Annotated in this window: 23 protein-coding genes, 1 tRNA gene and 1 pseudogene; 12 read left to right on the forward strand and 13 right to left on the reverse strand. The window is 65.0% G+C overall.

Features of this window, described 5'->3' with window-relative positions; translation table 11 throughout:
• Window positions 1–352 precede the first annotated feature (352 nt).
• Window positions 353–437 (reverse strand) — tRNA-Leu (locus AX729_RS17815).
• A 155-nt stretch (window positions 438–592) separates the two neighbouring features.
• Between AX729_RS17815 and AX729_RS17820 the strand changes: the two genes are divergently transcribed.
• Window positions 593–1,132, forward strand: a complete 540-nt coding sequence (locus tag AX729_RS17820) for a disulfide bond formation protein B (protein WP_061025324.1) — start codon at window positions 593–595, stop codon at window positions 1,130–1,132.
• 3 nt (window positions 1,133–1,135) lie between these two features.
• On the opposite strand, the gene AX729_RS17825 is transcribed toward AX729_RS17820, so the two are convergent.
• Window positions 1,136–2,224 carry an AbrB family transcriptional regulator gene (locus AX729_RS17825; protein ID WP_061025326.1) on the reverse strand — a complete coding sequence of 363 codons (1,089 nt, stop codon included), beginning with the start codon at window positions 2,222–2,224 and terminating at the stop codon, window positions 1,136–1,138.
• Window positions 2,225–2,323: 99 nt separating this feature from the next.
• Window positions 2,324–2,614: a PsiF family protein gene (locus AX729_RS17830; protein ID WP_061025329.1), complete on the reverse strand. Its 291-nt coding sequence runs from the start codon at window positions 2,612–2,614 to the stop codon at window positions 2,324–2,326.
• Window positions 2,615–2,814: 200 nt separating this feature from the next.
• Between AX729_RS17830 and AX729_RS17835 the strand changes: the two genes are divergently transcribed.
• Entirely contained in the window at window positions 2,815–3,297 is a 483-nt protein-coding gene (locus AX729_RS17835; protein ID WP_061025331.1) for a hypothetical protein, read from the forward strand.
• 45 nt (window positions 3,298–3,342) lie between these two features.
• On the opposite strand, the gene AX729_RS17840 is transcribed toward AX729_RS17835, so the two are convergent.
• Entirely contained in the window at window positions 3,343–3,891 is a 549-nt protein-coding gene (locus AX729_RS17840; protein WP_061025332.1) for a TetR/AcrR family transcriptional regulator, read from the reverse strand.
• A gap of 105 nt (window positions 3,892–3,996) precedes the next feature.
• Here AX729_RS17840 and AX729_RS17845 point away from each other — a divergent pair, with 105 nt between their 5' ends.
• The 3 genes from AX729_RS17845 to AX729_RS17855 all read left to right on the forward strand — a co-directional run bounded on the left by AX729_RS17845 (window position 3,997) and on the right by AX729_RS17855 (window position 5,831).
• Window positions 3,997–4,425, forward strand: a complete 429-nt coding sequence (locus AX729_RS17845) for an acyl-CoA thioesterase (protein ID WP_061025335.1) — start codon at window positions 3,997–3,999, stop codon at window positions 4,423–4,425.
• A 3-nt stretch (window positions 4,426–4,428) separates the two neighbouring features.
• Complete coding sequence (locus tag AX729_RS17850) at window positions 4,429–4,905, forward strand: PaaI family thioesterase (protein ID WP_061025337.1); 477 nt, start codon at window positions 4,429–4,431, stop codon at window positions 4,903–4,905.
• A 263-nt stretch (window positions 4,906–5,168) separates the two neighbouring features.
• The gene (locus tag AX729_RS17855; RefSeq protein ID WP_061025340.1) at window positions 5,169–5,831 is read left to right on the forward strand and encodes a DsbA family protein; all 663 of its coding nucleotides are present in this window, start codon (window positions 5,169–5,171) and stop codon (window positions 5,829–5,831) included.
• 75 nt (window positions 5,832–5,906) lie between these two features.
• On the opposite strand, the gene AX729_RS17860 is transcribed toward AX729_RS17855, so the two are convergent.
• The 3 genes from AX729_RS17860 to AX729_RS17870 all read right to left on the reverse strand — a co-directional run bounded on the left by AX729_RS17860 (window position 5,907) and on the right by AX729_RS17870 (window position 8,261).
• Complete coding sequence (locus tag AX729_RS17860) at window positions 5,907–6,113, reverse strand: hypothetical protein (protein ID WP_061025341.1); 207 nt, start codon at window positions 6,111–6,113, stop codon at window positions 5,907–5,909.
• A gap of 81 nt (window positions 6,114–6,194) precedes the next feature.
• On the reverse strand, window positions 6,195–7,265 hold the full coding sequence (locus AX729_RS17865) for a carboxylesterase family protein (RefSeq protein WP_061025343.1): 1,071 nt from the start codon (window positions 7,263–7,265) through the stop codon (window positions 6,195–6,197).
• Between the two features lie 24 nt (window positions 7,266–7,289).
• Complete coding sequence (locus AX729_RS17870; protein ID WP_061025345.1) at window positions 7,290–8,261, reverse strand: S1C family serine protease; 972 nt, start codon at window positions 8,259–8,261, stop codon at window positions 7,290–7,292.
• 287 nt (window positions 8,262–8,548) lie between these two features.
• Between AX729_RS17870 and AX729_RS17875 the strand changes: the two genes are divergently transcribed.
• From AX729_RS17875 to AX729_RS17900, 6 genes are all read left to right on the forward strand, one after another.
• A complete protein-coding gene (locus tag AX729_RS17875) occupies window positions 8,549–9,967 on the forward strand; it encodes a M20 family metallopeptidase (RefSeq protein WP_061025347.1) in 1,419 nt (472 codons plus the stop codon).
• Between the two features lie 262 nt (window positions 9,968–10,229).
• Window positions 10,230–12,020 carry a peptide ABC transporter substrate-binding protein gene (locus tag AX729_RS17880; protein ID WP_061025349.1) on the forward strand — a complete coding sequence of 597 codons (1,791 nt, stop codon included), beginning with the start codon at window positions 10,230–10,232 and terminating at the stop codon, window positions 12,018–12,020.
• A gap of 26 nt (window positions 12,021–12,046) precedes the next feature.
• Complete coding sequence (locus AX729_RS17885) at window positions 12,047–13,006, forward strand: ABC transporter permease (protein WP_061025351.1); 960 nt, start codon at window positions 12,047–12,049, stop codon at window positions 13,004–13,006.
• Entirely contained in the window at window positions 12,972–13,889 is a 918-nt protein-coding gene (locus AX729_RS17890; RefSeq protein ID WP_061025353.1) for an ABC transporter permease, read from the forward strand. The genes AX729_RS17885 and AX729_RS17890 overlap by 35 nt, the downstream gene beginning before the upstream one ends.
• The gene (locus AX729_RS17895) at window positions 13,889–14,884 is read left to right on the forward strand and encodes an ABC transporter ATP-binding protein (protein WP_061025356.1); all 996 of its coding nucleotides are present in this window, start codon (window positions 13,889–13,891) and stop codon (window positions 14,882–14,884) included. Before AX729_RS17890 ends, AX729_RS17895 begins: the two co-directional genes overlap by 1 nt.
• The gene (locus tag AX729_RS17900) at window positions 14,881–15,849 is read left to right on the forward strand and encodes an ABC transporter ATP-binding protein (RefSeq protein WP_061025358.1); all 969 of its coding nucleotides are present in this window, start codon (window positions 14,881–14,883) and stop codon (window positions 15,847–15,849) included. The genes AX729_RS17895 and AX729_RS17900 overlap by 4 nt, the downstream gene beginning before the upstream one ends.
• 33 nt (window positions 15,850–15,882) lie before the next feature.
• Here the strand turns inward: AX729_RS17900 and AX729_RS39715 are convergent, their stop codons facing one another.
• The 6 genes from AX729_RS39715 to AX729_RS17925 form a co-directional block, all read right to left on the reverse strand.
• Window positions 15,883–16,056, reverse strand: a complete 174-nt coding sequence (locus AX729_RS39715) for a hypothetical protein (RefSeq protein WP_156457029.1) — start codon at window positions 16,054–16,056, stop codon at window positions 15,883–15,885.
• Complete coding sequence (locus tag AX729_RS17905) at window positions 16,053–17,453, reverse strand: amidase (RefSeq protein WP_061025360.1); 1,401 nt, start codon at window positions 17,451–17,453, stop codon at window positions 16,053–16,055. The genes AX729_RS39715 and AX729_RS17905 overlap by 4 nt, the downstream gene beginning before the upstream one ends.
• 31 nt (window positions 17,454–17,484) lie before the next feature.
• Window positions 17,485–18,834, reverse strand: a complete 1,350-nt coding sequence (locus tag AX729_RS17910; RefSeq protein WP_061025362.1) for a TRAP transporter large permease — start codon at window positions 18,832–18,834, stop codon at window positions 17,485–17,487.
• Window positions 18,831–19,433 (reverse strand): TRAP transporter small permease subunit, encoded by a 603-nt coding sequence (locus AX729_RS17915; protein ID WP_061025364.1) that lies wholly within the window; start codon window positions 19,431–19,433, stop codon window positions 18,831–18,833. Before AX729_RS17915 ends, AX729_RS17910 begins: the two co-directional genes overlap by 4 nt.
• Before the next feature lie 116 nt (window positions 19,434–19,549).
• Window positions 19,550–20,677: a TRAP transporter substrate-binding protein gene (locus AX729_RS17920; RefSeq protein ID WP_061025366.1), complete on the reverse strand. Its 1,128-nt coding sequence runs from the start codon at window positions 20,675–20,677 to the stop codon at window positions 19,550–19,552.
• Between the two features lie 303 nt (window positions 20,678–20,980).
• Window positions 20,981–21,997: a helix-turn-helix domain-containing protein gene (locus AX729_RS17925; RefSeq protein WP_197433617.1), complete on the reverse strand. Its 1,017-nt coding sequence runs from the start codon at window positions 21,995–21,997 to the stop codon at window positions 20,981–20,983.
• Between the two features lie 277 nt (window positions 21,998–22,274).
• On the opposite strand from AX729_RS17925, the pseudogene AX729_RS39720 reads away from it, so the two are divergent.
• Window positions 22,275–23,187 (forward strand): annotated as a pseudogene (locus tag AX729_RS39720) (autotransporter domain-containing protein); the annotation flags it as partial.

Below are 23,187 nucleotides of genomic sequence, written 5' to 3' on the forward strand. Positions count from 1 at the left end.
AAGGCGACGGGGGCAATAGTGCATCGCTCCCCGGGGAGAGCGCGCCATAAGCCGTCAAACCACTGCGCAGGGAAAGGCCGGGATGTCCGGGCTGCCCTGTATGCCGCTGTGCATCTGTCTTCGCGCAATTTGCGCACAGCGGACCGCGGGTGCCAGCCGGCGCCCGGCCTTCCCTGCGCCCTTTCCAACGAAGGGGCGTCGAGAGAAGCAAAGGACTCGGGCGTCATGCGCCGCGAGGCTGTGTTGGCGTGTCTTGGCCTGAGTTGCTGAACCAGTCCGTCTTCGCCGGACGGACACGTTTCGCCGGTCGGCCTCGCATGGCCGCGCCACGCGAAGCCCGAAGGGCGAAGCGTGGTGCCCCTGGCCGGAATCGAACCAGCACTCCTTGCGGAACTCGATTTTGAGTCGAGCGCGTCTACCAGTTCCGCCACAGGGGCCCTCGGTCGGCCGTGATGCGGCGTCGCGAAGCCGGCGGACTATAGCCATGGGCAAAGCGAGGTCAACCCGCGCCAAAGTGATCCCGGCCGTTCTCGACAGCGGCATGGGCCGGGGCTAGAGGCTTAGCGTTGCAACCCACCGGAACGAGGCTGCCGTGACGACCCAGAGTGCCGCGATACCCGCGTTCAAGCCGGCCAGCGCCGGCCCCGCGCTGACCGCCTCGCTGCTCGTCACGCTGATCGCCGTAGTCACGATCGCGGGCGCCTGGTTCTTCCAGCTCGTGCTGGAGATCCTGCCCTGTCCATTGTGCCTCGAGCAGCGCTACGCCTATTACCTCGCGATCCCGCTCGGAGCGCTGACGGCGCTTGCGGCGAAGAGCGGCGCGCCGCGGTCGCTGCTGCTCGCGGGACTCGCGATCCTCGCGCTGGCCACGCTCGCCAATGCCGGCCTCGGCATCTACCATTCCGGCGTCGAATGGGGCTTCTGGAAAGGGCCGACCGACTGCTCCGGTCCCGTCGTCAATCTCGGCAGCGCGGCGGATCTGCTCTCGAAGCTCGACACCGTGAAGGTGGTGCGCTGCGACGAGGTGCAGTGGCGCTTCCTCGGCCTGTCGCTTGCCGGCTACAACGTGCTGATCTCGCTGCTGATGGCCGCGATCGCCGCCTGGGGATTCGCGCGGACGGCGAAGCGCTAAGGCCTAATCATCCACGTCGTCCTGCGTGCGCCCGAACAGGTGCACGATGCCTGGCGTCGCGATCGTCACGAAGACGAACCGCGACAAATGATGGGCGCCGACGAAGATCGGGTCGATGTGCAACGTCAGCGCCAGCGCCAGCATCGCATCCATCGCCCCCGGCGCGAAGGCGACGACGATGTCGGAGAATTTCGCCTGCGTGGTCAGCGCCACGATGCCGACGAAGATGGCGGAAACGGCGATGGCGACCGTGAACGAACCCAGAGCCGCGCGGAGGTGACCGGCGAGCGTCCTGATCTGCATCCGCGCGAAGCGGCTGCCGATCAGCGCGCCGATACCGACCAGCGCCGCGCCGCGCACCCAGTCCGGCAGGCCGCCCTCGACCCATCCGGCACCGTGGAGCACGCTGGAGGCGATCATCGCGCCGAACATCCAGCTCGCCGGAAACTTGATCAGCCGCAAGACGAGCGCGGCGGCCAGTGACGCCGCGGCCAGCTCGAGGAGCTCGAGCGGCGAGGCGATCGTCGTCGTCGTGAGCGACGGCGCAACAGAGGGGGCGACGCCGGCGAGGGCCAGCACCATCGGCAGCGCGGCGGTGAGGATGATGACGCGCATCGTCTGCACCACGGCGATGCCCGGCAGGTCGGCGCCGCGCTCGACCGCGAGCATCGTGATCTGCGACAGCGCGCCGGGGCTGCCGGCCAGGAAAGCCGAGGTGCGGTCCCAGCCATGGATGCGCTGAAGGTAATAGCTCGAGCCGAACGTCGAGCAGAAGGTGGCGAGCGCAAGCAGCCCGATGGTGAGGGGATAGGCGCCGACCTGCTGCAGCAAATGGCGCGAGACGACCGAGCCCAGCGAAATGCCGAGCAGCACCAGCACGGTCTGGGTCAGGAGCGGTGGCAGCGACAACCGGCGGCCGGCGATCGCGGCGATACCGACCGCGATCATCGATCCCGAGATCAGCCCGCCGGGAAGATTCGCGACGAGAAACACCAGGCCGCCGGCGGTGCCGATGACGAGCGTCTCCAGCGTGCTCAAGATCTCGGCACGGCTCGGCCACTCGAATGGAAGGGAGGCGGTGATCTGCTTCACGCCGCCTTATCGCAAATCGGCGAGAGGCGCACAATTGCAGGCTCGTCATGCCGCAATGCGCGCGCCTCTCACGGATGCTCGCAAGGGATCGTGACGGACTTACTTCTTGTCGGCGGCGGGCGCGGCTGGAGCGGCCGTGCCGGCCCTCGCTTCCTTCTTGCACTCGCGGCGAAACTTCTTGCGCTCCTTGCCTTTCAACCCCTTGGCGTCCGCCTGCCTGGAGCACTCCAGCGACTCGGCCGAACGCTGCATCGATGCTTTCTTGTCGGCGGTGGCGGCATCGGCTTTCGGATCGCTCTTTGCCGCCGGCGCGGCGGTCTGCGCGAACGCGGTGCCGGTGACGAGCAGGGTGGCGAGAGCGACGGCGGCGAGGCGAGACGTGAAGGTCATGTGTGGCACTCTGCTTGCGAGAATTGAGAAGGGCTGGAACGTCGGCCCGCATTGCTGAACGCGGCATGAATGAGTTGAGCGGCGGGATCACTATATTTTGCCGGCGCAACGCATCGCATCCTTGTCGCAAGCGGCCGACACGCTAGGATAGCAATCCTCGTTTCGCTTCCGTCCGGGAAGATCAAGGAGGAGACCCAGGGATGACCATTCAGACGAAATTGTTGTGTGCGATTGCGGCGTCCGCCGTCGCTGCATTGGTGGCGAGTGCGCCGGCGCAGGCGCTGACCGCGCAGGAATGCGGCGCGAAGTATCAGGCGGCCAAGAAGGACGGCTCGCTCGGCACCATGAAGTGGAATGACTTCCGCAAGGCCCAGTGCGGCGCCGCTGCGGCGCCCGCCGCTGCGCCGACCGCGGCCGCTCCCGCTGCGCCTGCCGAGCCGAAGCAGGCGGCGAAGGAGGCGGCACCCGCCTCCGCGCCAGCCCTGCCGGCCGGACCGGCGGTCTATCCGAACGCGGTCGATCCGAAATATGCCAAGGAGACCCCCGGCAAGGCGCGTCTGCACACCTGCGTCGACCAGTACAACGCCAACAAGACCACCAACGGCAATGGCGGCCTGAAGTGGATCCAGAAGGGCGGCGGCTATTACAGCGAATGCACCAAGAAGCTGAAGGGCGCTGCCTGAGCTTCGAACTGATAAATGGCCGGAGCAGCGCTCCGGCCATTGAGTCTAGCCGAGCAGCCTCTCGGCCGATTTCGCCACGAGCTGCGACCGCTTGCGCGGACCGCTCTCGACGAACAGCAGGCTCTGGCCGAAGATGAAGCAGTAGAACAGGAAGGCCTGCGCTTCGGCCTCCTCGGCCGCAAGGCCGGTCGCGCGATAGAGTTCGCCGACGTGCTTGAGACGTGCCGCGTCCACGCTCGCCACCGCCGCCGCGGCGCTCTCGTCCGAGCGCGCCCATTGCCGGATCGCGAGCTCGATCGCCATGCCTTCCGGATTGAGCCGCTCGGAATAGAGCTGGATCAGCGCCTTCAAGCGCTCGCGGGGCTCTTGTCCTTGCAGGCTCGTCTGCTGCGCGATTGCGGCGACGCGTCCCTCGCGCCAGCCTTCCAGCATGGCAGCGAGCAGCGCGGCGCGGTCGGCAAAGCGGCGGTAGAAGCCGCCCTTGGTGACGCCGAGATTCTTGGCGAGCACCTCGACCCGCACGCCCTCGACCCCCGCGCGGGCGAGCTCGGCAAAGCCTGCCTCGACCCAGACATCGCCCTTGCCGTCACTCATGAAGGAAGCCTCACCAGCTCTTGATACGGTACCGTATTGCTATCGCGATACGGGTTTGATACGCTACCGTATCAACGATCAAGGACGAAATTGCGGGAGGAAGTGATGGAGCAGGAGGCGACCTATCGCGGCACGGTCTATCCGTGGCAATGCGATCACGTCGGGCACATGAACATCATGTGGTATGTGGGCAAGTTCGACGAGGCCAACTGGAATCTGTTCGCCCGCCTGGGCCTGACGCCGAGCTATCTGCGCAGCTCCGGCCGCGGCATGGCCGCCGTGCAGCAGACCATCGCCTACCGGCGCGAGCTGCTGGCCGGCGACATCGTCGAGATCCGCAGCCATCTGCTCGAGCTACGCGACAAGTCGATCCGCTTCCGGCACGACATGACGAATGCCGAGACCGGCGAACTCGCGGCGACGTGCGAGATCACCGGCGTGCACATGGACCGTCAATTGCGGAAGTCCGCACCATTCGCCGATACCATCCGGGCGATCGCCGTGAAGCAGCTTTCCGAGCCGGCGGAGGCTTGAGCGATGGGCACATTCGAGCCGAGAAACCCCGACTACAACACCGACGCGACCGCGATGTTCGCCGCCCAGCCGGCGATGCGCACGCTGGGCATTTCGATCGTCGATCTGGCGCCGGGCCGGGTCGAACTGGCGATGCCCTATGCATCCGCCTTCACGCAGCAGAACGGCTTTGTCCACGCCGGCATCATCACGGCAGGCCTGGACAATGCCTGCGGCGTCGCCGCCTTCACTCTGATGCCGCGCGAGGCCGACATCCTCACCGTCGAGTTCAAGACCACGCTGCTTGCGCCGGCCCGGGGCGAGCGATTTGTCTTCAGGGCCGAAGTCGTCAAGCCCGGCCGCACGCTGACCTTCTGCGAGGCCAAGGCGTTTGCCGAGCATGACGGCAAGACCACGCTGATTGCGGCCATGACCGGAACCTTGATGGCGATGCTGCCCCGCATTGCGGCCTCGGACGTGCCGCGCCCGCCCGCCGCATAGCGGCGATTGACAAGCGTGCCAACGCATCCATTGATGCGATGGCCATGCTTGCGAGTCTCGGCCTCATCCTGCTCTGTCAATTGATCGGCGAAGCCGTCGCGCGCGGGCGCGCTGCGCAATGACGGTGTCGAGACGGCGAGCAAGGGCCCGTTGGCAGTCACGCTGCTGGTGCGATGACATCGCTGCCGCGACACTCTATATGTCTGTAACAATTCCTGGTCCTGAGCCGTATCTGCGGTGATGGGGCCGAAACGGGACGAGATATGACCGAATTTGGGAACAAGAGCCGCCTGGTGCCGACCCGGCGTGCGGCGCTGACGTTGATCGGAGCGGGCGCCGTCGCAGCGAGCGGGATCAAACTTGCGCGCGCGGCGACCGGGGATGACGAGGTGCTGACCGAAGCCAAGGTGCTGCGCGATCCCGATACCCCGGTCGCAGGCAATCCCGACGGCAACATCACGATCGTCGAATGGTCCGACTACAATTGTCCCTATTGCCGCAAGCTCGAGCCCGAGCTGCGTCAGGTCGTGCAGGACGACGGCAAGGTGAGGCTGGTGATGAAGGACTGGCCGATCCTCGGGCCGGTGTCGGTCACGGCGGCGCGGACCGCGCTGGCGGCGAAATTCCAGGACAAGTACCTCCCGGCCCATGACGCCATGATGGGAGTCAGTTCGCGTCTGACCGAGCCGCGCGTCAACGAACTGCTTGCGGCTGCCGGGGTCGACATGGACCGGTTGAAGCGCGACCTCGCCGGCCGCGCCAAGGACATCGACGCCATTCTCAAGCGAAACAACGAGCAGGCCGAGGCCTTTGGTTTCAATGGCACCCCGGCCTTCATCGTCGGCAAGTATCGCGTCCCCGGCGTGCTCAGCATGAAGGAGTTCGAGCAGGTCATCGCCGACGCCCGCAAGGCCAAGATGAAGTGAGCCGGGGATTCATTGCCCGACACAAAGGCGCCGCCGCGGGTTTCGCGACGGCGCCTTGTTCATGATGAAGCGTCGTTACTTCGACGAGATGCGGACCCAGTCCTTGTGCGCGCGGTCGCGCAGCGCGTCCCAATCGGCCTTGGCGACATCCCAGTTCACGATGGTGCGATTGGTGCTCGCGACATCGCCCCTGGCGACCGACGACGTCTGCATGGAGTCATAGACGTAGACGCCGCCCGCGAGCAGCAGTGCGCCCAGGATCATTCCGAAAATAGTCTGCATGGCGAACCTCCGGTGACGGGCGATAACGTCGGCCCGGAGTGATGGTTCCGCGGCCATGCGGCGCATCCAAGGAGCGGTCGTTCATGCGCCGTTCAGCCACCGCAGCAGCTCCGCATTGATCTCGCGCGGATAGGTGTGGCTGAGGTCGTCGATCTCGCGGTAGGTCACATCGGCGCCGGCTGCGGACAGCGTGGCCTGCGTTTGCCGCGCAGTCTGCACCGGAAACATCCAGTCGAGCTTGCCGTGAGTCATGAACACCGGAAGGCCTTGCAGGCGCGCGGCATCCGCCATTTCCGCCATCAGCGGATGAAAGGTCGCCGCAACAGGCGCAAGGTGGGTAAACGGCGAAGCGCCGTCGAGGCCGGTGACGTAGCAGAAGGTGCCGCCGTCGCTCATGCCGGTCAGCAGCATGCGCGAGGCGTCGATGCTCCAGCGGCCGCGCACCGTCTCGAGGATGCGCATGAGGTTGGGCGTGTCGGTGTCGTCGCCCATCAGAGCCCAGGTCGGGCCGGTCGCGGTCGGCGCCACCAGGATTGCGCCAAGGCTGCGCGCGTCGCGCAGCCAGCTCCACAGAAAGCCGCGCCCGTTGCCGCTGCCGCCATGCAGCGCCATCACCAGCGGCATGGCGCGATCGGGCGTGTAGTATTCGGGGACATAGACCGAGAAGCCGCCGCGGCTGCCCGGCTCGTTGTGATCGTGGAAGATGCCGGTGTGCTCGCCCGCGCCGGCTTCCAGTCGTGACAGCAGGTCTTGATTCTCGCGATTGGCGTCGTTCAGAAAGAAGCTGCTCACGGGCGGAAACTGCACCGCCAGCGGATAGAGCGCCTCCTGCGCGCGCGGGACATGGCGCAGCGCGCGGAAGACGGCGACGAGATCGCCATTGCCACGCTCGACCTCACGAATGCCGGCAAAGGCGGTGAGCGTCTCGTTGCAGGCGGCGTCGAGCCGCGCGCGCAGGCCGGCGAACTGCTCCGGCCAATCGCCGATCGCCGCGCGTGCCGATTGCAGCGCTTCGTCCGGTGTGCCGATCGCGTTCATTACGGAGGCAAACGCCGGCGGGTGCAAATGCCGCTGGAAGAAGCCGAGTGCTTCCAGTGCATTGAGCAGCGGCGGCAGCACGGCCACGATGTCGTCCACCACGGCCTCGGTCATTGCCCGCGTCCTCAAGCCTCGAGATCAGTGCAGCTTCGGCGCCTTCAGGAGCTTGAAGCGATCGGTCGAGGTCACCGCGACGTCGAAGGTGACGCCCTCATGGTGAACGGTCAGCGGCACGTCGACGCCGGCGGGGCCGAGCGCCCACATCTTCTTGTAGAAGGCGCTCTGGCTCGTGACCTTTTCGCCGTCGACGGCGAGGATGACGTCGCCGGTCTTGAGCTCGGCGCGGGCGGCCGGGCCGTTCGCGGAGATTCCGATCACCACCACGCGGTTGTCGATCTCGGTCGAGTAGAGCCCGAGCCAGGGCCGTGCCGGCTTGTTGACGCGGCCGAATTTGCGCAAGTCTTCCAGGATGGGCTTCAGGAGATCGATCGGCACGATCATGTTGACGTGCTCGGCCTTGCCGTCGCGTTCGCGCTCGAGCTGGAGCGAGCCGATGCCGATCAGCTCGCCGCGCTCGTTGAGCAGCGCCGTGCCGCCCCAGTTCGGATGTGCGGGGCAGGTGAAGACGGCCTCGTCCAGCAGATATTCCCAGTAGCCGGCGAATTCCTGCTTGGCCACGATCTGGCTTGCGACCGAGCGCGTGCGACCGCCGGCACCGCCGACCACGACGCGGTCGCCGATCCGGGTCGCCGCCGATGAGCCGATCGGCAAGGGTTCGATGTCGAGCCGGCCGAGCGCCTGAACGAGGCCGAACCCGGTCTCGGAATCGAACCCGAGCGCATGACCCTCCACCACGCGTCCGTCGGCACGGTGCAGCCAGACGGACTCTGCCTCAGTGATGAGATAACCTATCGTGAGCACCAGCCCGTCGTCGATCACGACGCCGTTGCCGGCGCGTTCGGTGCCCAGCGTCTCGGCGCTGAAGGCGTCGGGCGGGATGATGGCGTGCAGGCCGACGACGGAGCCGAGCGCGCGGTCGAGATCGAAACCGTAGTCGCTCGCACGCGGCTGATTGGCCGGCGGCACTCTCCATTCGGTCAGAGCGGGCATGGAGTTCTCCTGGCTGGGTGCGTCGCTCCGAGATTGCTCCAGAGCGAGGCGCGAAGCACCCATAATTTAGGCCGGAGGAGGCCGTCTTGAAAGCCTCGTTGCCAACTATTCGTGAGAACGCCGGGTGAAATCTTCGAAAGGCACGGGAGCACCTCGTGCACGGGTGGCAGGCAACCCTCGATCCGGCATGCGCCGCATGGCTGCTGTCCGGCGAGATGCTAGGAGGCATGAAACGAAGCTGCTAACCATTGCGGCTTCGTTTGACCCTGGGATCACGGACGACGAGCATGGACAACCGCAGCGACATCTGGCGTGGCATCGACACGATCAAGGCACGTTTCATCGACCTCAGCGACAGGGTCTGGGGCATGCCCGAGGTCTGCTACACCGAGGCGCGGTCTGCCGCCGAGCATCTCGCCGAGCTGCGCCATCAGGGATTCCGCATCACCGAGAACGTCGCCGGCATCCCGACCGCGCTGATGGGCGAGTGGGGCGAGGGCGGTCCGGTCATCGCCTTCATGGGCGAATATGACGCGCTGCCGGGCCTCAGCCAGGAGGCGGGCGTTGCCGAGCACCGTCCGATCGAGACCGGCGGTCATGGCCATGGCTGCGGTCACAATCTGCTCGGGTCCGCCGCGCTCCTCGCCGCGACAGCGGTGAAGGACTGGCTGGCCGAGAACAAGGTGCCCGGCCGCGTGCGCTATTACGGCTGCCCTGCGGAAGAAGGCGGCGCGGCAAAGGCCTTCATGGTGCGCGCGGGTGCGTTCGAAGATGCCGACGTCGCCGTCACCTGGCATCCGCACAGCTTCTGGGAAGTCGCGGTGACGCCCTCGCTCGCCAACACGCGCGCCGATTTCACCTTCACCGGTAGGACCTCGCATGCGGCGGCTTCGCCGCATCTCGGCCGCTCCGCGCTCGACGCGGTGGAATTGATGAATGTCGGCGTGAACTACATGCGCGAGCACATGCCGAGCGATGCGCGCGTGCACTACGCCCTGCTCGACACCGGCGGCATTGCGCCCAACGTGGTGCAGGCGCATGCACGCGTGCGCTATTCGATCCGCGCCCGCGATCTTCCCGGCATGAACGAGCTGGTCGAGCGCGTGTCCAAGATCGCGCAAGGCGCCGCGCTGATGACCGAGACAAAGGTAGAGATGAAGATCATCTCCGCGGTCTCCAACATCCTGCCGAACGCGCCGCTGGAACTGGCGCTGCACCAGGTGATGGAAGAACTCGGACCGCCGCATTTCGATGATGCGGACAAGAGTTTTGCCAGCCAGATCCGTGCGACGCTGAGCGACAAGGACATTTCGTCGGTCTATTACGCGATCGGCATGGAGCCGACCGATCGGCCGCTGGCCGACTTCCTCGTGCCGCTCGACGCCAAGCGCAACCCGCTGGTCGGCTCGACCGATGTCGGCGACGTGAGCTGGGTGGTGCCGACCGTGCAGGTGCACGCACCGACGGTTGCAATCGGCACGCCCTTCCACACCTGGCAGGTGGTGGCCCAGGGCAAGAGCCCGCATGCGCACAAGGCCATGGTGCAGGCGGCCAAGGCGATGGCCGGGCTCGGCATCAAGGCGCTCACCGACCCGGAGCTGATCAAGGCCGCCAAGGCGGACCTGAAGAGACGGACGGCGAGGACGCCGTATGTCTGTCCTCTGCCCGATCACGTCGCGCCGCCGCTCGACATGTCCGTGGCGTAGCGTCCTGCCTCGATACTTCGTCTGATGCAGCGAACAAATTTTCCGCAGTGCAGCGCGCAATCCGGCGCGTTTTGATGCCGGATTGCCGAACGGATGGGCTGCGGAACGCGGTTTTGCCCAACGCGCAGCCAGAAGACCGTTTGCATACACACGGTCCCAGTTGACGTGCACCCCGTTCGGTGTGCCATCTACCACCAGCCAAACCCGGCGGTCGCCTCTCGCGGCCGCCTGCATCCATACCGGGAACCAGACGGGGGAAACCATGCTGGATAAAGAACTGCGTTCGATGATCGGCCAGGTGAAGGACGGGCGGATCGACCGCCGCGCCTTCATCCAGCGCATGGCCGCCGTTGGTCTCACCGCGCCCCTGGCCAACCAGATTCTCGCGCTTGGCGGCGTCGCCATGGCGCAGAGCCCCGCTGTCTATAAGCCGACCAAGCGCGGGGGCGGCGGCCCTCTCAAGCTGCTGTGGTGGCAGGGGCCGACGCTGCTGAATCCGCATTTTGCGACCGGCACCAAGGACCAGGACGGGTCGCGGCTGTTCTACGAGCCGCTCGCAAGCTGGGACGCCGACGGCAATCTCAATCCGATTCTGGCCGCAGAGATTCCCTCGGTTGCAAACGGTGGTCTCGCCGCCGATGCCAAATCGGTGGTCTGGAAAATCAAGCCGGGTGTCAAATGGCACGACGGCAAACCGCTCACTGCCGACGACTTCGTGTTCACTTGGGAATATGCCAGCGATCCCGCCACGGCCGCCGTCAGCGTCAGCACCTACGGTCAGATCACGGTCGAGAAGGTGAGCGATCTTTCGATTCGCATCCTGTTCAAGACTCCGACGCCGTTCTGGGCAAATGCCTTCGTCGGCGCATATGGCTGCGTTCTCCCCAAGCATCTGTTCGCGGACTACAAGGGCTCGAAGTCCCGCGAGGCGCCGAACAATCTGGCCCCCGTGGGCACCGGCCCCTACAAATTCGTCGAGTTCAAGCCGGGCGATGTGGTCCGCGGGCAGCTCAATCCCGACTACCACATGCCCAACCGGCCGCATTTCGACACGATCGAGATGAAGGGCGGCGGCGATGCCGTTTCCGCTGCGCGGGCAGTGATCCAGACCGGCGAGTTCGATTTCGCCTGGAACATGCAGGTCGAGGACGACGTGCTGCTTCGTCTGGAGAAGGGCGGCAAGGGCAAGACGCTCTACGCCACCGGCGGCGACATCGAGTTCATTGCGATCAACTTCACCGATCCGCACACCGAGGTCGACGGCGAGCGCTCCTCGATGAAGACCAAGCATCCGATCCTCTCGGATCCGAATGTGCGGAAGGCACTTGCCTTGCTGGTTGACCGCGAGTCCGTCAAGAAGGCGATCTACGGTCGTGCAGGCCGCACCACCGCCAACTACCTCAACGGTCCCGAAAAATTCGTTTCCAAGAACACCACGTGGGAGTTCAACATCGAGAAGGCGTCGAAGATGCTCGACGAGGCTGGATGGAAGGTCGGATCGGACGGCATCCGCGAGAAAGACGGAAAGAAGTTCAAACTTCTGTACCAGACATCGACCAACGGTCCGCGCCAGAAGACCCAGGCGATCGTCAAGCAGGCCTGCCAGAAGGCCGGCATCGATGTGGAGCTGAAGTCGGTCGTTGCCTCGGTGTTCTTCTCGTCGGACGTTGCCAACCCCGACACCTACCCCAAATTCTATGCCGACATCGAGGAGTTCCAGATCCCGATGACGCAGCCGGATCCGGCGTTGCACATGCGCCGCTACATCTCCGCCAACGTGGCCACCAAGGAGAACAAGTGGCAGGGGCAGAATTTCCCGCGATATGTCAACAAAGACTATGATGCCGCCATTGCGGCGGCCGAGACCGAAACCGATCCGGTCAAGCGCGCCGCGCTCTACATCAAGTGCAACGACCTGCTTTGGCAGGACACCGTGTTCATTCCGGTGATGCACCGCCTTAAGGTGGAAGCCGCGGCCAACACCCTGAGGCCAGCGCTGAGCGGCTGGGCGAACGAGACTGACAACATCCAGGACTGGTACCGGGAGGCTTGATCGCAGGCTAGACGGGGGCCCTCCCTATGAGTCAGTACGTCCTGCGTCGCCTTTTGATCGCCATTCCGAGCCTGCTGGCCATCTCGCTCGTGCTGTTCGTCGTGCTCGCGCTGGCGCCCGGCGACCCGTTCTCGGAACTGGCGACCAACCCGAACGTGCCGCCCGAAGTGCAGGCCGCACTTCGGGCCAAGTTCGGGCTCGACGATCCGATCTACCTCCGTTACCTGCACTGGCTCAACGCCATGCTGCACGGCGACTGGGGTTTCTCCTTCGTCAGCCGCATGGACGTCGACACGCTCATCCTCCAACGCTTGCCGGCCACGCTGTATGTGATCGGCTCGGCGCAGATCCTGGCGCTGCTGATCGCGATTCCCGTCGGCGTCTATGCCGCCACCAAGCCGTATTCGCTGTTCGACCAGATCGCGAATACGCTCGCTTTCGTCGGCTTCTCGCTGCCGACCTTCTTCACCGGCATCCTGTTCATCCTGATCTTCTCGGTCACGCTGGACTGGCTGCCGTTCGTCTACACGACCGACATCAAGGCGACCGGCATCCGCTGGGTGCTGGAGATGATCCGGCAGGCGATCATGCCGGTCGCGGTGCTCGGCCTGTTCCAGGCGGCGTCGATGACGCGCTTCGTCCGCTCGGCGATGCTCGACGTGATCCGGCTCGACTACGTCACGACGGCGCGGGCCAAGGGCCTCGGTCAGGCCAAGGTCATCGTCAAGCATGTGATGCGCAACGCCATGATCCCGGTGGTGACGCTCATTGCGCTGCAGATGCCCGCGGTGTTCGGCGGCGCCATCGTCACCGAGCAGATCTTCCGCATTCCCGGCATCGGCTCGCTGCTGATCTCCTCCATCCTTTCCAACGATACGCCGGTGGTGATGGCGGTCACCTTCGTCTTCGCGTGCCTCGTCGTGCTGTTCAATCTCATCGCGGACGTTCTTTATGGCTGGCTTGACCCTCGCATCTCCCTCCGCTGAGCGGCGCGTCTACTCGCCCTGGCGCGAGACGTGGCGACGCTACAGCCGCCACAAGCTCGCCGTGGTCAGCGCGTTTCTGCTCCTGGTTCTGGTCCTGGCGGTGGTATTCGGTCCGTTCATCTGGCGGGTCAAGATCGACGAGATCGACATCGTCGCAGGCTTGCAGGGGCCGTCGCTGGCCCATCCGTTCGGCACCGACGATCTCGGGCAGGACATCCTTGCCCGCATGATCTATGGCGGGCGCATCTCGCTCGCGGTCGGCCTCGCCGCGATGCTGGTCTCGGTCTTTGTCGGAGTGCTGATCGGCGCGCTCGCCGGCATGTCGCGCGGAGCGCTCGGACACGGCCTGATGTGGCTCACCGACCTGTTCCTGTCCTTGCCGCAACTGCCGCTGCTGCTCCTGCTCATCTATCTCTTCCGTGACGGGCTGAAGCAGATGTTCGGGCCGGAGGGCGGCATCTTCATCCTGATCGTGCTCGTGATCGGAGGGCTCCGCTGGATGCCGGTCGCGCGCCTCGTGCGCGCGCAGTTTCTGTCCATCCGCGAAAAGGAGTTCGTCGAAGCGGCGCGCGCGCTCGGCGCAAGTCCGCTGCGACAGGTGGTCAAGCACATTCTGCCGAATGCGCTGGGTCCGGTGATCATCGCCGGCACCATCGACGTTGCGGCCGCCATCATCGCCGAATCCACATTGTCGTTCCTCGGCCTCGGCTTTCCGCCGGATACGCCGACCTGGGGCCGGCTGCTGTACGACGCCAAGGATTTTCTCGACATCGGCCCGCACTGGGCGCTGTTTCCGGGCGGCGCGATCTTCGTCGCGGTGGTCGCCATCAACTTCATCGGCGACGGCCTGCGTGACGCGCTCGATGCGCGACGGGTGATCTGATGGCGCCGCTGCTCGAGATCAAGGGCCTCAAAACCCACTTCTCCACCGACGACGGCATCCTCCAGGCCGTGGACGGCGTCGACATTTCCATCAACAAGGGCGAGACGCTCTGCGTCGTCGGCGAATCCGGCTGCGGCAAGACCGTCACCGCAATGTCGATCCTGAAGCTGATCGCAATGCCGCCGGGGCGGATCGCCGCGGGCCAGATCATCTTCGAGGGCCGCGATCTCGTCCCGTTGACGAGCAATCAGCTCGACGAGATCAGGGCCAAGGAGATCGGCTTCATCTTCCAGGAGCCGATGACCTCGCTCAATCCGGTGCTCACCGTCGGCGAGCAGATCGCCGAGAGCCTGCGACGGCACGAGGCGGTGACCAGGAAGCAGGCACTCGAGCGCACCATCGAGATGCTGAAGCTGGTGCAGATTCCGAACGCCGAAGGCCGCGTGCACAATTATCCGCACCAGTTCTCCGGCGGCATGCGCCAGCGCGTCATGATCGCGATGGCGCTGGCCTGCAAGCCGAAGCTGATCATCGCCGACGAGCCGACGACCGCTCTCGACGTCACCATCCAGGCGCAGATCCTCGACCTGCTGCAGGACATGAAGAACCGCTTCGGCATGGCGGTGATGCTGATCACCCATGCCATGGGCGTCGTCGCCGAGACGGCGCAGCGCGTCGTCGTGATGTATGCTGGCAAGGTGGTGGAGGAGGCGCTGGTCGACGACCTCTTCGGCGATCCGCGCCATCCCTATACGCAAGGGTTGATCCGCTCGATCCCGCGCATCGACCTCGACAGCGAGCACAAGACCCGGCTGGAGGCGATCGGCGGATCGGTGCCGATCCTGATCAATCCGCCGGTCGGCTGCCGCTTCGCGGCGCGATGCAAGTTCGCGATGGACGTCTGTACCGAGAAGGAGCCGCTCCTGCGCGAGGTCTCGCCCGGCCACCGCATGGCCTGTCACTTGGGAGATACCAGCCTGGGAGGCGCGGCATGAGCGAACCGTTGCTGCGCGTCAGCGGCCTGAAGAAACATTTTCCCGTGCTGGGCGGTCTGCTGTCGCGCCAGGTCGGCACCGTCTACGCAGTCGACGGCGTGTCGTTCTCGGTCAATCGCGGCGAGACGCTCGGTCTCGTCGGCGAATCCGGCTGCGGCAAGTCGACGACGGGACGGTGCGTGCTGCGCCTGATCGAGCCAACCGACGGCGAGGTCACCTTCGACGGCCAGGACGTGCGCAAGCTCGGCGGCAACGATCTGCGCGCGATGCGGCGGAACATGCAGCTGGTGTTCCAGGACCCGTTCGCCTCGCTCAATCCGCGCATGACGGTCGGCGCGATTCTCGGCGAGGCCTTCACCATCCACAATCTCGCCTCCTCCACGAAGGAGCGTGAGGAGCGCGTCGCGAGCCTCCTGGTCAAGGTCGGGCTGAAGGGGGAGCACATGCGGCGCTATCCGCACGAATTCTCCGGCGGCCAGCGCCAGCGCATCGTCATCGCCCGCGCGCTCGCGGTCGAGCCGAAGCTGATCGTCTGCGACGAGCCGGTCTCCGCGCTCGACGTCTCGATCCAGGCGCAGGTCATCAACCTGCTGGAGGACCTCCAGGCCGAGTTGAACCTGACCTATCTGTTCGTCGCTCACGATCTTTCGGTGGTCGAGCACATCTCAGATCGCGTCGCTGTGATGTATCTCGGCCGCATCGTCGAGCTGGCGAAGGCGAGCGATCTCTACCGCAATCCGCAGCATCCCTACACCAGGGCGCTGTTGTCGGCGGTGCCGGTGCCCGATCCCAAGCTGAAGCGCGAGCGCATCCGCCTCAAGGGCGACGTGCCGAGCCCGATGAAGCCGCCGTCGGGCTGTCACTTCCACACCCGCTGCCCGATCGCCCAACCGCGCTGCGCGGAGAGCGCGCCGGTGCTGAAGGAGGGGGCGGGCGGGCACTTCGTGGCGTGCCATCTGGCCTGATGGTGCCGCGCGAGGCCGATTTTGCGCCGGCGCTCAGCGAGGCGTGCCGTTCGTCGTCTTCAGTGAATGGACGAAATCGACCACTGCCAGGATCACCACGCTAACCACAATGACGATGAGCGGGATGGCCTTGATCCAGACCACCAGGATTCCAAGAAACGTCATCATAAGCGCGAGGCCGATGAGGCCGGTGATCAGATTGGTCATCGCACTTTCCTTTTCTCCGCGCCGGGAGCCGTGTTCGACCCGGCGCTCGGGACGTTGCGCCGACCGCTGCCACGAGTGCGCCCGATATTCTTGGCGAGCCAGCACGCCGTGCGCAAGAGGCGGGCATCGTTGCCGCGGCGGCCGACGAGCTGGACGCCCAGCGGAAGACCGGCTTCGGAACGCATCAATGGCAGGCTGATGGCGGGTACGCCGAGATAGGTCCAGAGCGTGCAGAAAACCGGGTTGCCGGTGGTTTCAATGCCGGGCGCCGCACCCGGCGCCGCAGGCGTCAGGACGGCGTCGTACTCGTCGAAAATGTGGTCCAGAGCCTGGTTGAGCGGCGCAATCCCGGCCAGAGCGCTGCAATAATCCACCGCGAGATGCGCGCGGCCGCGCTCGATCGCCTGGCGTAGATGCGTGCTCAGCTTGTCGCGGCCTCGCTGGTAGTCGCGCCGCAGATTGTGCGCCATATCAACTTCCATGATGATACGGTGCATATCGACGGCTCTATCGAAGCTCGGCCCAAGCTCGACTTCGCTGCACGCCTCGCCCAAAGCCTCGACGAGTTCAGCAAAGGCCTCATGCGTCACCGGCTCGGCCTGATCCCAGGCCGGAGAGCGCACGAGGGCAAATCGCGGCGGCAACGGCGGCTCGCTCGCCGCTACCGCAGAGAATGGCGGGCGCGCAACAGGCCGCGTGTCCAAATCCTCCCGGTCGAAGTCGACCATGACCTCGGCCAGCAGGGCCGCGTCCTCCACGCTGCGCCCGAACACGCCGACATGATCGAGCGTGCGCGACAATTCGAGCGCGCCGCTGCGCGGAATGAGGCCATGCGAGGGCTTGAAGCCGACCACGCCGCAGAAGGCGGCAGGACGGATCACCGAGCCGTTGGTCTGCGAGCCGATGGCACCCGGCACCATCAGCGCCGCGACGGCTGCGGCGGAGCCCGAGGACGATCCACCCGGCGTGTGATTTGGGTTGTGCGGATTTCGGGTCTTGCCCGGATTGTAGTACGCGTACTCGGTGGTCACCGTCTTGCCGAGGATTACGGCGCCGGCCGCGCGCAGGCGCGCCACGGCCGCCGCATCGCGCCGCGGCGTGCGTCCGGCCCACAGCTCTGATCCGAATTCCGTCGGCATGTCGCCGGTGTCGAATATGTCCTTGATGCCCACGGGCACGCCATGCAGCGGGCCTGTGGCCTTGCCCTGCTGACGATGATCGTCAGCGGCCTCGGCCTGCCGCATCGCGTGGTCGCGATCGAGGAACGCCCACGCCTGGATATCGCGATCGACCTCGTCGATGCGCTTGAGGCAGTCGCCGACGAGCTCCGCCGAACTGAGCCGGCCGTCGCGGATTCCGGCCGCAGCTTCCATGAGGCCGAGCGCGTTGAGACTCATGCGCGGCCTTTCGGCGGTTTACCGGGTGCGCTCATCGCGATCCATAGAGATAGGTGGGCAACCATAACGCGATCCCCGGGAAGATGTAGACCAGTGCCATTGTGAAGAAGACCAGGCCGACAAAGGGAAGCGCGCCGGAGAAGATGTCGGTCAGCTTCACCTGAGGCGGCGCCACGCCCTTCAGATAGAAGGCCGCCATCGCGACCGGCGGCGTGTTGAACGCGGTCTGCGTGTTCAGCGCCACCAGGATGCCGAAGAAGATCGGATCAATGCCGTACTGGGGCAGCAGCGGCAGGAAGATCGGCACGAAGATGATGATGATCTCGGTCCATTCCAGCGGCCAGCCGAGCAGGAAGATGATCACCTGGGTCAACAGCAGGAACCCGATCGGCGACAGGTTCATCGCGGCGAAGAACTGCTCGACAACGGTCTGTCCGCCGAGGACGGCAAACACCGCGGAGAACGTCCACGACCCGATGAACAGGTAACAGACCATCGCGGTGGCACGAACGGTCAGATAGACCGATTCGCGCATCATCGTGAAGTTGAGCGAACGATAGGCGGCGGCCAGAACGATGCTCATGAGCGCGCCCACCGCGGCCGCCTCGGACGGCGTTGCCAGCCCGAACAGGATCGCGCCGAGCACCGAAACGATCAGCAACGCGAGTGGCAGGAACGACGTGGCGAGCGCCCAGATCACCGTGCCGAGCGGCACGTTGGTCTCCTCGGGCGGCAGCTTCGGCGCGAGCGCGGGATTGATGATCGCGCGCGCCATCGCATAGAGGACGTAGAGCCCCGCCAGCAGGAACCCCGGAAAGAAAGCGGCCGCGTAAAGCTTGACCGCCGAAACGCCGGCGGTCGCCGCGTAGACGATCAGCAGAATGCTCGGCGGAATCAGGATGCCGAGGCAGCCGCCGGCGCAGACGACGCCTGCCGACAGCTTGACGTCGTAACCGGCGCGCAGCATCGCCGGCAAGGCCAGCAGGCCCATCAGCGTGACAACCGCGCCGACGATGCCGGTGGCGGTCGCGAACATCGCGCAGGTGATCAGGGTTGCCACCGCCAGCGCGCCCGGCACGTTCTTCATCGACAACTGAAGCGAGTAGAACAGGCGATCGAGGATGTTTGCGCGCTCGATCAAATAGCCCATGAACAGGAACAGCGGAACCGCGACCAGCACATCGCTGGATGTGACCTCGAACGTCTTCTGCACCAGAAGCGTGAAGATGCGGTTCTGGAAGAAGTCCTGACCGGGGGTGTAGTAGGCATAGTAGCCGAACGAGACGCCCATCGCCATCAGCGTGAACGCGATCGGGAAGCCGAGCATGATGATGAAGATGAAGAGGCCCAGCATCAGCATGCCGAGTTGAGGATCGGTCATGCGCCTGGTCCCTTCTCGCTCTGCGGCTCAGCCGCTTGCTGCTGATGTTCGCGGATGACGAGGCTCTCGGTCTCTTCCACGTCGTGCAGGCGTTGCGGCCATCGGCCGGTGCGGATGCACAGCACACAGCGAATGATTTCGGCGAACCCTTGCAGAAACAGGAGGAAACCGGTGAGAGGGATCAGCGCCTTCAACGGAAATACCGGCACACCGGCCGGACTGAAGATACTGACTTCGCGGAAGCGAACCGACATCTGGGCGTAGTTCCAGCCCGAATACATCAGCGCGGCGATCGCCGGCAGGAAAAACAGGATATACAGGACGAGGTCCATCATCGCCTGGGTGCGCGGCGACCAGAGGCGGTAGACCACGTCGGCGCGCACATGGCCGTTGCGCGAGAGCGTGTACGCGCCGGCCATCAGGAACATCGCGCCATAGGTGATGTAGCTGATGTCGAAAGCCCAGGTGGTCGGCGCACGCAGCACGTAGCGCACGAATACCTCGTAGCTGACACTCAGGGTGAGGACGAGAATCAGCCAGGCGAACGCCTTGCCGACCCACGTGCTGAGCTCATCGATGAAGAACAGGAATTTCGTCATGCGAGCTGAACTCGCTGCGAGCAGTACATTCGAATGTCCCCCTCCCGACTCGCGAGCGGCGCTTCAATTGCGCCGCCCCTCACGATACGACCTCACGCGATGCGCCGCGACAGCCGTCACACCTTGAGCACGCCTGGGAAGTGATGCTCGAAGGCGCCGCGGTAGTCCGTCGCGTTGTTCATGTTGTAGTAGACCACGCGGCGCACCCATTCCTTCTGCGAGTCCATGACCTTCTTCATGAACGGATCCGATCCGAGCTGGGCGATCAGACCATCCCACGCCTTGATCTGCGCGTCGAACACCGACTTCGGCGTCCGCATGACGTTGACCTTGTCCTTGTTGATCAGCTCCTGCAGGTCCTTGGAATAATAATCCATGCCTTTCCATTCGTTGGCGGAGGACACAGCTTCGGCGGCGTATTGCAGGATCGCCTGCTGTTCCTTCGGCAGCGTGTTGAATTTCGTCCGGTTGAACATGATCTCGAAATATTCCGTCGCCTGATGATGGCTGCCCATCATGTAGTTCTTGGCGACATCCTGTGCGCCGAAGCGCCGGTCCGAGGTCGGATTGTTGAACTCGAACCCGTCGATCACGCCGCGCTCCATCGCAGGCACGATCTCGCCGCCGGGTAGCTGCGCGACGGATGCACCCATCGCCTGGAAGAGATCGGCGGCCAGGCCCACCGTGCGATACTTCAAGCCCTTGAGGTCATCCGCGCTGGTGATGGGCTTCTTGAACCAGCCGAGCGGCTGGGTCGGCATCGGCATAGCGAAGAAGCTCTTGATGTTGACGTTCATGATCTTGGTCTGGAGCTCCTCAAACAGCTCCTTGCCGCCGCCATTGTGGATCCAGCCGAGGCCTTCGTTGGCGTTGAAGCCGAACACCGGGCCCGTACCGAACAGCGAGGCGGCCTTGTGCTTGCCGTACCAGTAGACGGTGACCGTGTGTGCTGCGTCGAGCTGGCCGCCATGAACGCCATCGAAAACCTGGAACGGATGCACGACCGAGCCGCCGACCAGATAGTCGATGCGCAGTCGACCTCCGGCCATTTCGTTGACGCGCTTCACATAATCTTCGGCCATCTCGTTGAAGACATCGGCCTTGCCCCACGAGCCCTGCATCTTCAGGGTCGCCGTTTGCGCGCGGCTGACTTGCGGCATGGCGATGGTGGCAGCGCCGGCCGCGCCGGCGGTCAGCAGGAATTTGCGACGAGTTGTTCTGCTCTTTTGAGACTTTGCAGTCATGGACGTCCTCCCTGGCGGCCTGGTTGTTCGAACGCGTTTCGGTGCGCTTCGTTTTTAACCGCTGGGGGTATGCCGCATTCCAGCGACTTTCATCACAGTCTGGACGCATTGCCGGCATCCGACAAGCTGCGCGATGTCGCATTTTTGATGTCGGCGAGCTTTTGTTTTGCAGGAGTCGCATAGTCGTCGCGTGTCGCAGCGCAGCAAATATGCAGACGCTCTCTCGGACTTCGGAAAGCTGCGTGCACCGCCGAAGAGAAGCTGGCAGCGCAGCAGATGGGACGGAAGGGTTGGGCTGACTGATTAGGGCTGCGCTGCGCGCTGCCGGGCCAGTTGGTGCAGCACAGTGTCGATGGCCGGCACCGCTCCGGTCTCGCGCAGCCATGTGTCGGCCAGCTCCCGCAGCTCGCCGGGCGTGAGGCCGAACTTGCGGCGGAATGCGCGAATGAAGGTGGAGTCGCTGCTGAACTTCATGCTGATCGCCAGATTCATCAGCCGCTTGTCGGCTTCTGTCTGCGAGATCATCTTCTGGAAGGCCAGATTAAGCCTCTGCTCGCGAATGTAATGAGCCAGCCCTCCGTCTGCCTCGAACAGGCGATAGAGCGTCGCGCGGGAGATCCCGAACTGGCGGCAGAGCTCGGTAGCCGTGAGCAGGTCGGTCTCGAGATTCTCGGCGATGTGGCGCTTGATCATCGCGAGGTAGAGATGGCGCTCGGCACGGTCGACGCCCGCGACGATGTTGGCCGTGCCGCCGGCGGCCGCGGCCACGAGATCGGCAATCGCTTCGACCGTGGCGTCGACACTCGGGACGCCGGGCCGCGCACTCACGGCGAGCTCGGCGAAATGGCTGGCGATCAGTCGCGCATGCGGATGATCTGCGGACAGCACGATCGCCGTCGCCGAGTCCGGATGCGCCAACCTCGGAGCCAGCATGGCGCGCTGGAGGATCAGCGCCATCAGCCGCGTCCGGTCGCCGCCGCCGCGCAGGACCGTGTGATTGGGCTGGGCCATGTCGATCAGGCAAATATCGCCCGGCCGCATCGTGACGTCCCGCCGGCCGGAGCTGAACCGCATCTCGCCGTCGATGCAGAGGCTGATCTGATAATGATTGAGAACGCCGCGCGCGACATGGGCGGGCGTCCGCGCATATTCCACGTCGGTGATGCGGGAATCGAGCAGCACCGCATTGCTGCTCATCATGGTGGCGGTGGTGACGTGGAAATCTTCCTCTGCGGTGAGCGGAATGACATCGCAGATGTCGCGCGTTTCCGCCCGCATACGGGCCAGGGCCTGCAAGCCCCGTCCGGGATCTTGCGGCATGCTTTCGTTCAACGTCGCACCGTTCGCTTCACGGCGTCCCTGTAGGCAAACGACCGGGACGACTTCACCACAACGGGATCTAGCCGAACCATCCTGCATTTCGCAAGCGAAGCTGCCTTCGTTTCCCGATTGTTACAGCGAAACAAAGCTCGCCTGTGGCGTGTCTGCATCATGTCTGCCCGATTTCAATTGATGAGACGGCGGGCACATCGCGTCGTCAGGCGGTCTGCTAGCCATCGCGTCGGAATGGCCTGTCGCGCAGGCTTGCAGGACGATCATGACAGTTGGACTGAATTCGCAAAACTATCTTTCAACCGAACCGCGCAAAACCATTCGATCCGTATTGCGCACCATGATTGTCGTTTGGGCTGCCCTGGCCGTCGGAATTCTCTCGATCTCGGGTGCGGGCGCAGCGACCTTGCTGGTGACCTCAACGGCCGACAGCGGCGCCGGCAGCCTGCGCGCGGCGATCGCCAGCGCCACCAGTGGCGACACCATCCAGTTTCAGGTCGGCGGCACCATCACGCTGGCGAGCGAGCTGCCGGTCATCACCAAGAACATCACTATCGATGGCAACGGCAACAACCCGGTGATCAGCGGCGCCGGCACCTATCGGCCGTTCTTCATCGGCGATGCCGGCACGACGGGCTCGATTTATGCGGTGACCTTGAAGAACCTCGCCATCGCCGATGCAGTTGCGCAAGGCGGGGCGGGCTTGGGTGCCGGTGCAGGTGCCGGCCTGGGCGGCGCCATCTTCGTGTCGAGTAACGGTGCGCTGACCTTAGCCAATGTCGCCGTCTCGAATACCCAGGCCAAAGGAGGAAGCGTGCTGGATAATCCATCGCAGGTCGGGGGAGGCGGAGGCATGGGTGGCAAGTCGGCGCCTTACACGCCGGGAGGAGGCGGTGGATTGTTTGTCGGCTCGGACGACAACGGTTCGGGGGCTGGCGGCGGTCCAAGCGGCGGGGCACATCATGGTGGCAATGGCCCCCAGACCGGTGGTGCGGGTGGTTTCGCCAGCGGCGGAGGCGGCGGTTCGTCCAACGGGGGCCCCGTGGCCGGAGGCGCGGGCGGTTTCGGAGGTGGCGGGGGCGGCGCCAATGCTGGCGGAGCAACAACGGGCGGCGCGGGCGGCTACGGTGGCGGTGGCGGTTCCGCGGCCGGCTCGTCGACCTCGATCGGTGGGCCGG

The sequence above is a fragment of the Bradyrhizobium sp. CCH5-F6 genome, from assembly GCF_001556045.1.
Lineage (GTDB): Bacteria > Pseudomonadota > Alphaproteobacteria > Rhizobiales > Xanthobacteraceae > Bradyrhizobium.

What these genes read in the sequence shown, in the direction of transcription:
- AX729_RS17830 (WP_061025329.1), bottom strand. Translation starts at nt 2,614, where the DNA reads ATGACCTTCACGTCTCGCCTCGCCGCCGTCGCTCTCGCCACCCTGCTC.
- AX729_RS17835 (WP_061025331.1), top strand. Translation starts at nt 2,815, where the DNA reads ATGACCATTCAGACGAAATTGTTGTGTGCGATTGCGGCGTCCGCCGTC.
- AX729_RS17840 (WP_061025332.1), bottom strand. Translation starts at nt 3,891, where the DNA reads ATGAGTGACGGCAAGGGCGATGTCTGGGTCGAGGCAGGCTTTGCCGAG.
- AX729_RS17845 (WP_061025335.1), top strand. Translation starts at nt 3,997, where the DNA reads ATGGAGCAGGAGGCGACCTATCGCGGCACGGTCTATCCGTGGCAATGC.
- AX729_RS17850 (WP_061025337.1), top strand. Translation starts at nt 4,429, where the DNA reads ATGGGCACATTCGAGCCGAGAAACCCCGACTACAACACCGACGCGACC.
- AX729_RS17855 (WP_061025340.1), top strand. Translation starts at nt 5,169, where the DNA reads ATGACCGAATTTGGGAACAAGAGCCGCCTGGTGCCGACCCGGCGTGCG.
- AX729_RS17860 (WP_061025341.1), bottom strand. Translation starts at nt 6,113, where the DNA reads ATGCAGACTATTTTCGGAATGATCCTGGGCGCACTGCTGCTCGCGGGC.
- AX729_RS17865 (WP_061025343.1), bottom strand. Translation starts at nt 7,265, where the DNA reads ATGACCGAGGCCGTGGTGGACGACATCGTGGCCGTGCTGCCGCCGCTG.
- AX729_RS17870 (WP_061025345.1), bottom strand. Translation starts at nt 8,261, where the DNA reads ATGCCCGCTCTGACCGAATGGAGAGTGCCGCCGGCCAATCAGCCGCGT.
- AX729_RS17875 (WP_061025347.1), top strand. Translation starts at nt 8,549, where the DNA reads ATGGACAACCGCAGCGACATCTGGCGTGGCATCGACACGATCAAGGCA.
- AX729_RS17880 (WP_061025349.1), top strand. Translation starts at nt 10,230, where the DNA reads ATGCTGGATAAAGAACTGCGTTCGATGATCGGCCAGGTGAAGGACGGG.
- AX729_RS17885 (WP_061025351.1), top strand. Translation starts at nt 12,047, where the DNA reads ATGAGTCAGTACGTCCTGCGTCGCCTTTTGATCGCCATTCCGAGCCTG.
- AX729_RS17890 (WP_061025353.1), top strand. Translation starts at nt 12,972, where the DNA reads ATGGCTGGCTTGACCCTCGCATCTCCCTCCGCTGAGCGGCGCGTCTAC.
- AX729_RS17895 (WP_061025356.1), top strand. Translation starts at nt 13,889, where the DNA reads ATGGCGCCGCTGCTCGAGATCAAGGGCCTCAAAACCCACTTCTCCACC.
- AX729_RS17900 (WP_061025358.1), top strand. Translation starts at nt 14,881, where the DNA reads ATGAGCGAACCGTTGCTGCGCGTCAGCGGCCTGAAGAAACATTTTCCC.
- AX729_RS39715 (WP_156457029.1), bottom strand. Translation starts at nt 16,056, where the DNA reads ATGACCAATCTGATCACCGGCCTCATCGGCCTCGCGCTTATGATGACG.
- AX729_RS17905 (WP_061025360.1), bottom strand. Translation starts at nt 17,453, where the DNA reads ATGAGTCTCAACGCGCTCGGCCTCATGGAAGCTGCGGCCGGAATCCGC.
- AX729_RS17910 (WP_061025362.1), bottom strand. Translation starts at nt 18,834, where the DNA reads ATGACCGATCCTCAACTCGGCATGCTGATGCTGGGCCTCTTCATCTTC.
- AX729_RS17915 (WP_061025364.1), bottom strand. Translation starts at nt 19,433, where the DNA reads ATGACGAAATTCCTGTTCTTCATCGATGAGCTCAGCACGTGGGTCGGC.
- AX729_RS17920 (WP_061025366.1), bottom strand. Translation starts at nt 20,677, where the DNA reads ATGACTGCAAAGTCTCAAAAGAGCAGAACAACTCGTCGCAAATTCCTG.
- AX729_RS17925 (WP_197433617.1), bottom strand. Translation starts at nt 21,997, where the DNA reads ATGCCGCAAGATCCCGGACGGGGCTTGCAGGCCCTGGCCCGTATGCGG.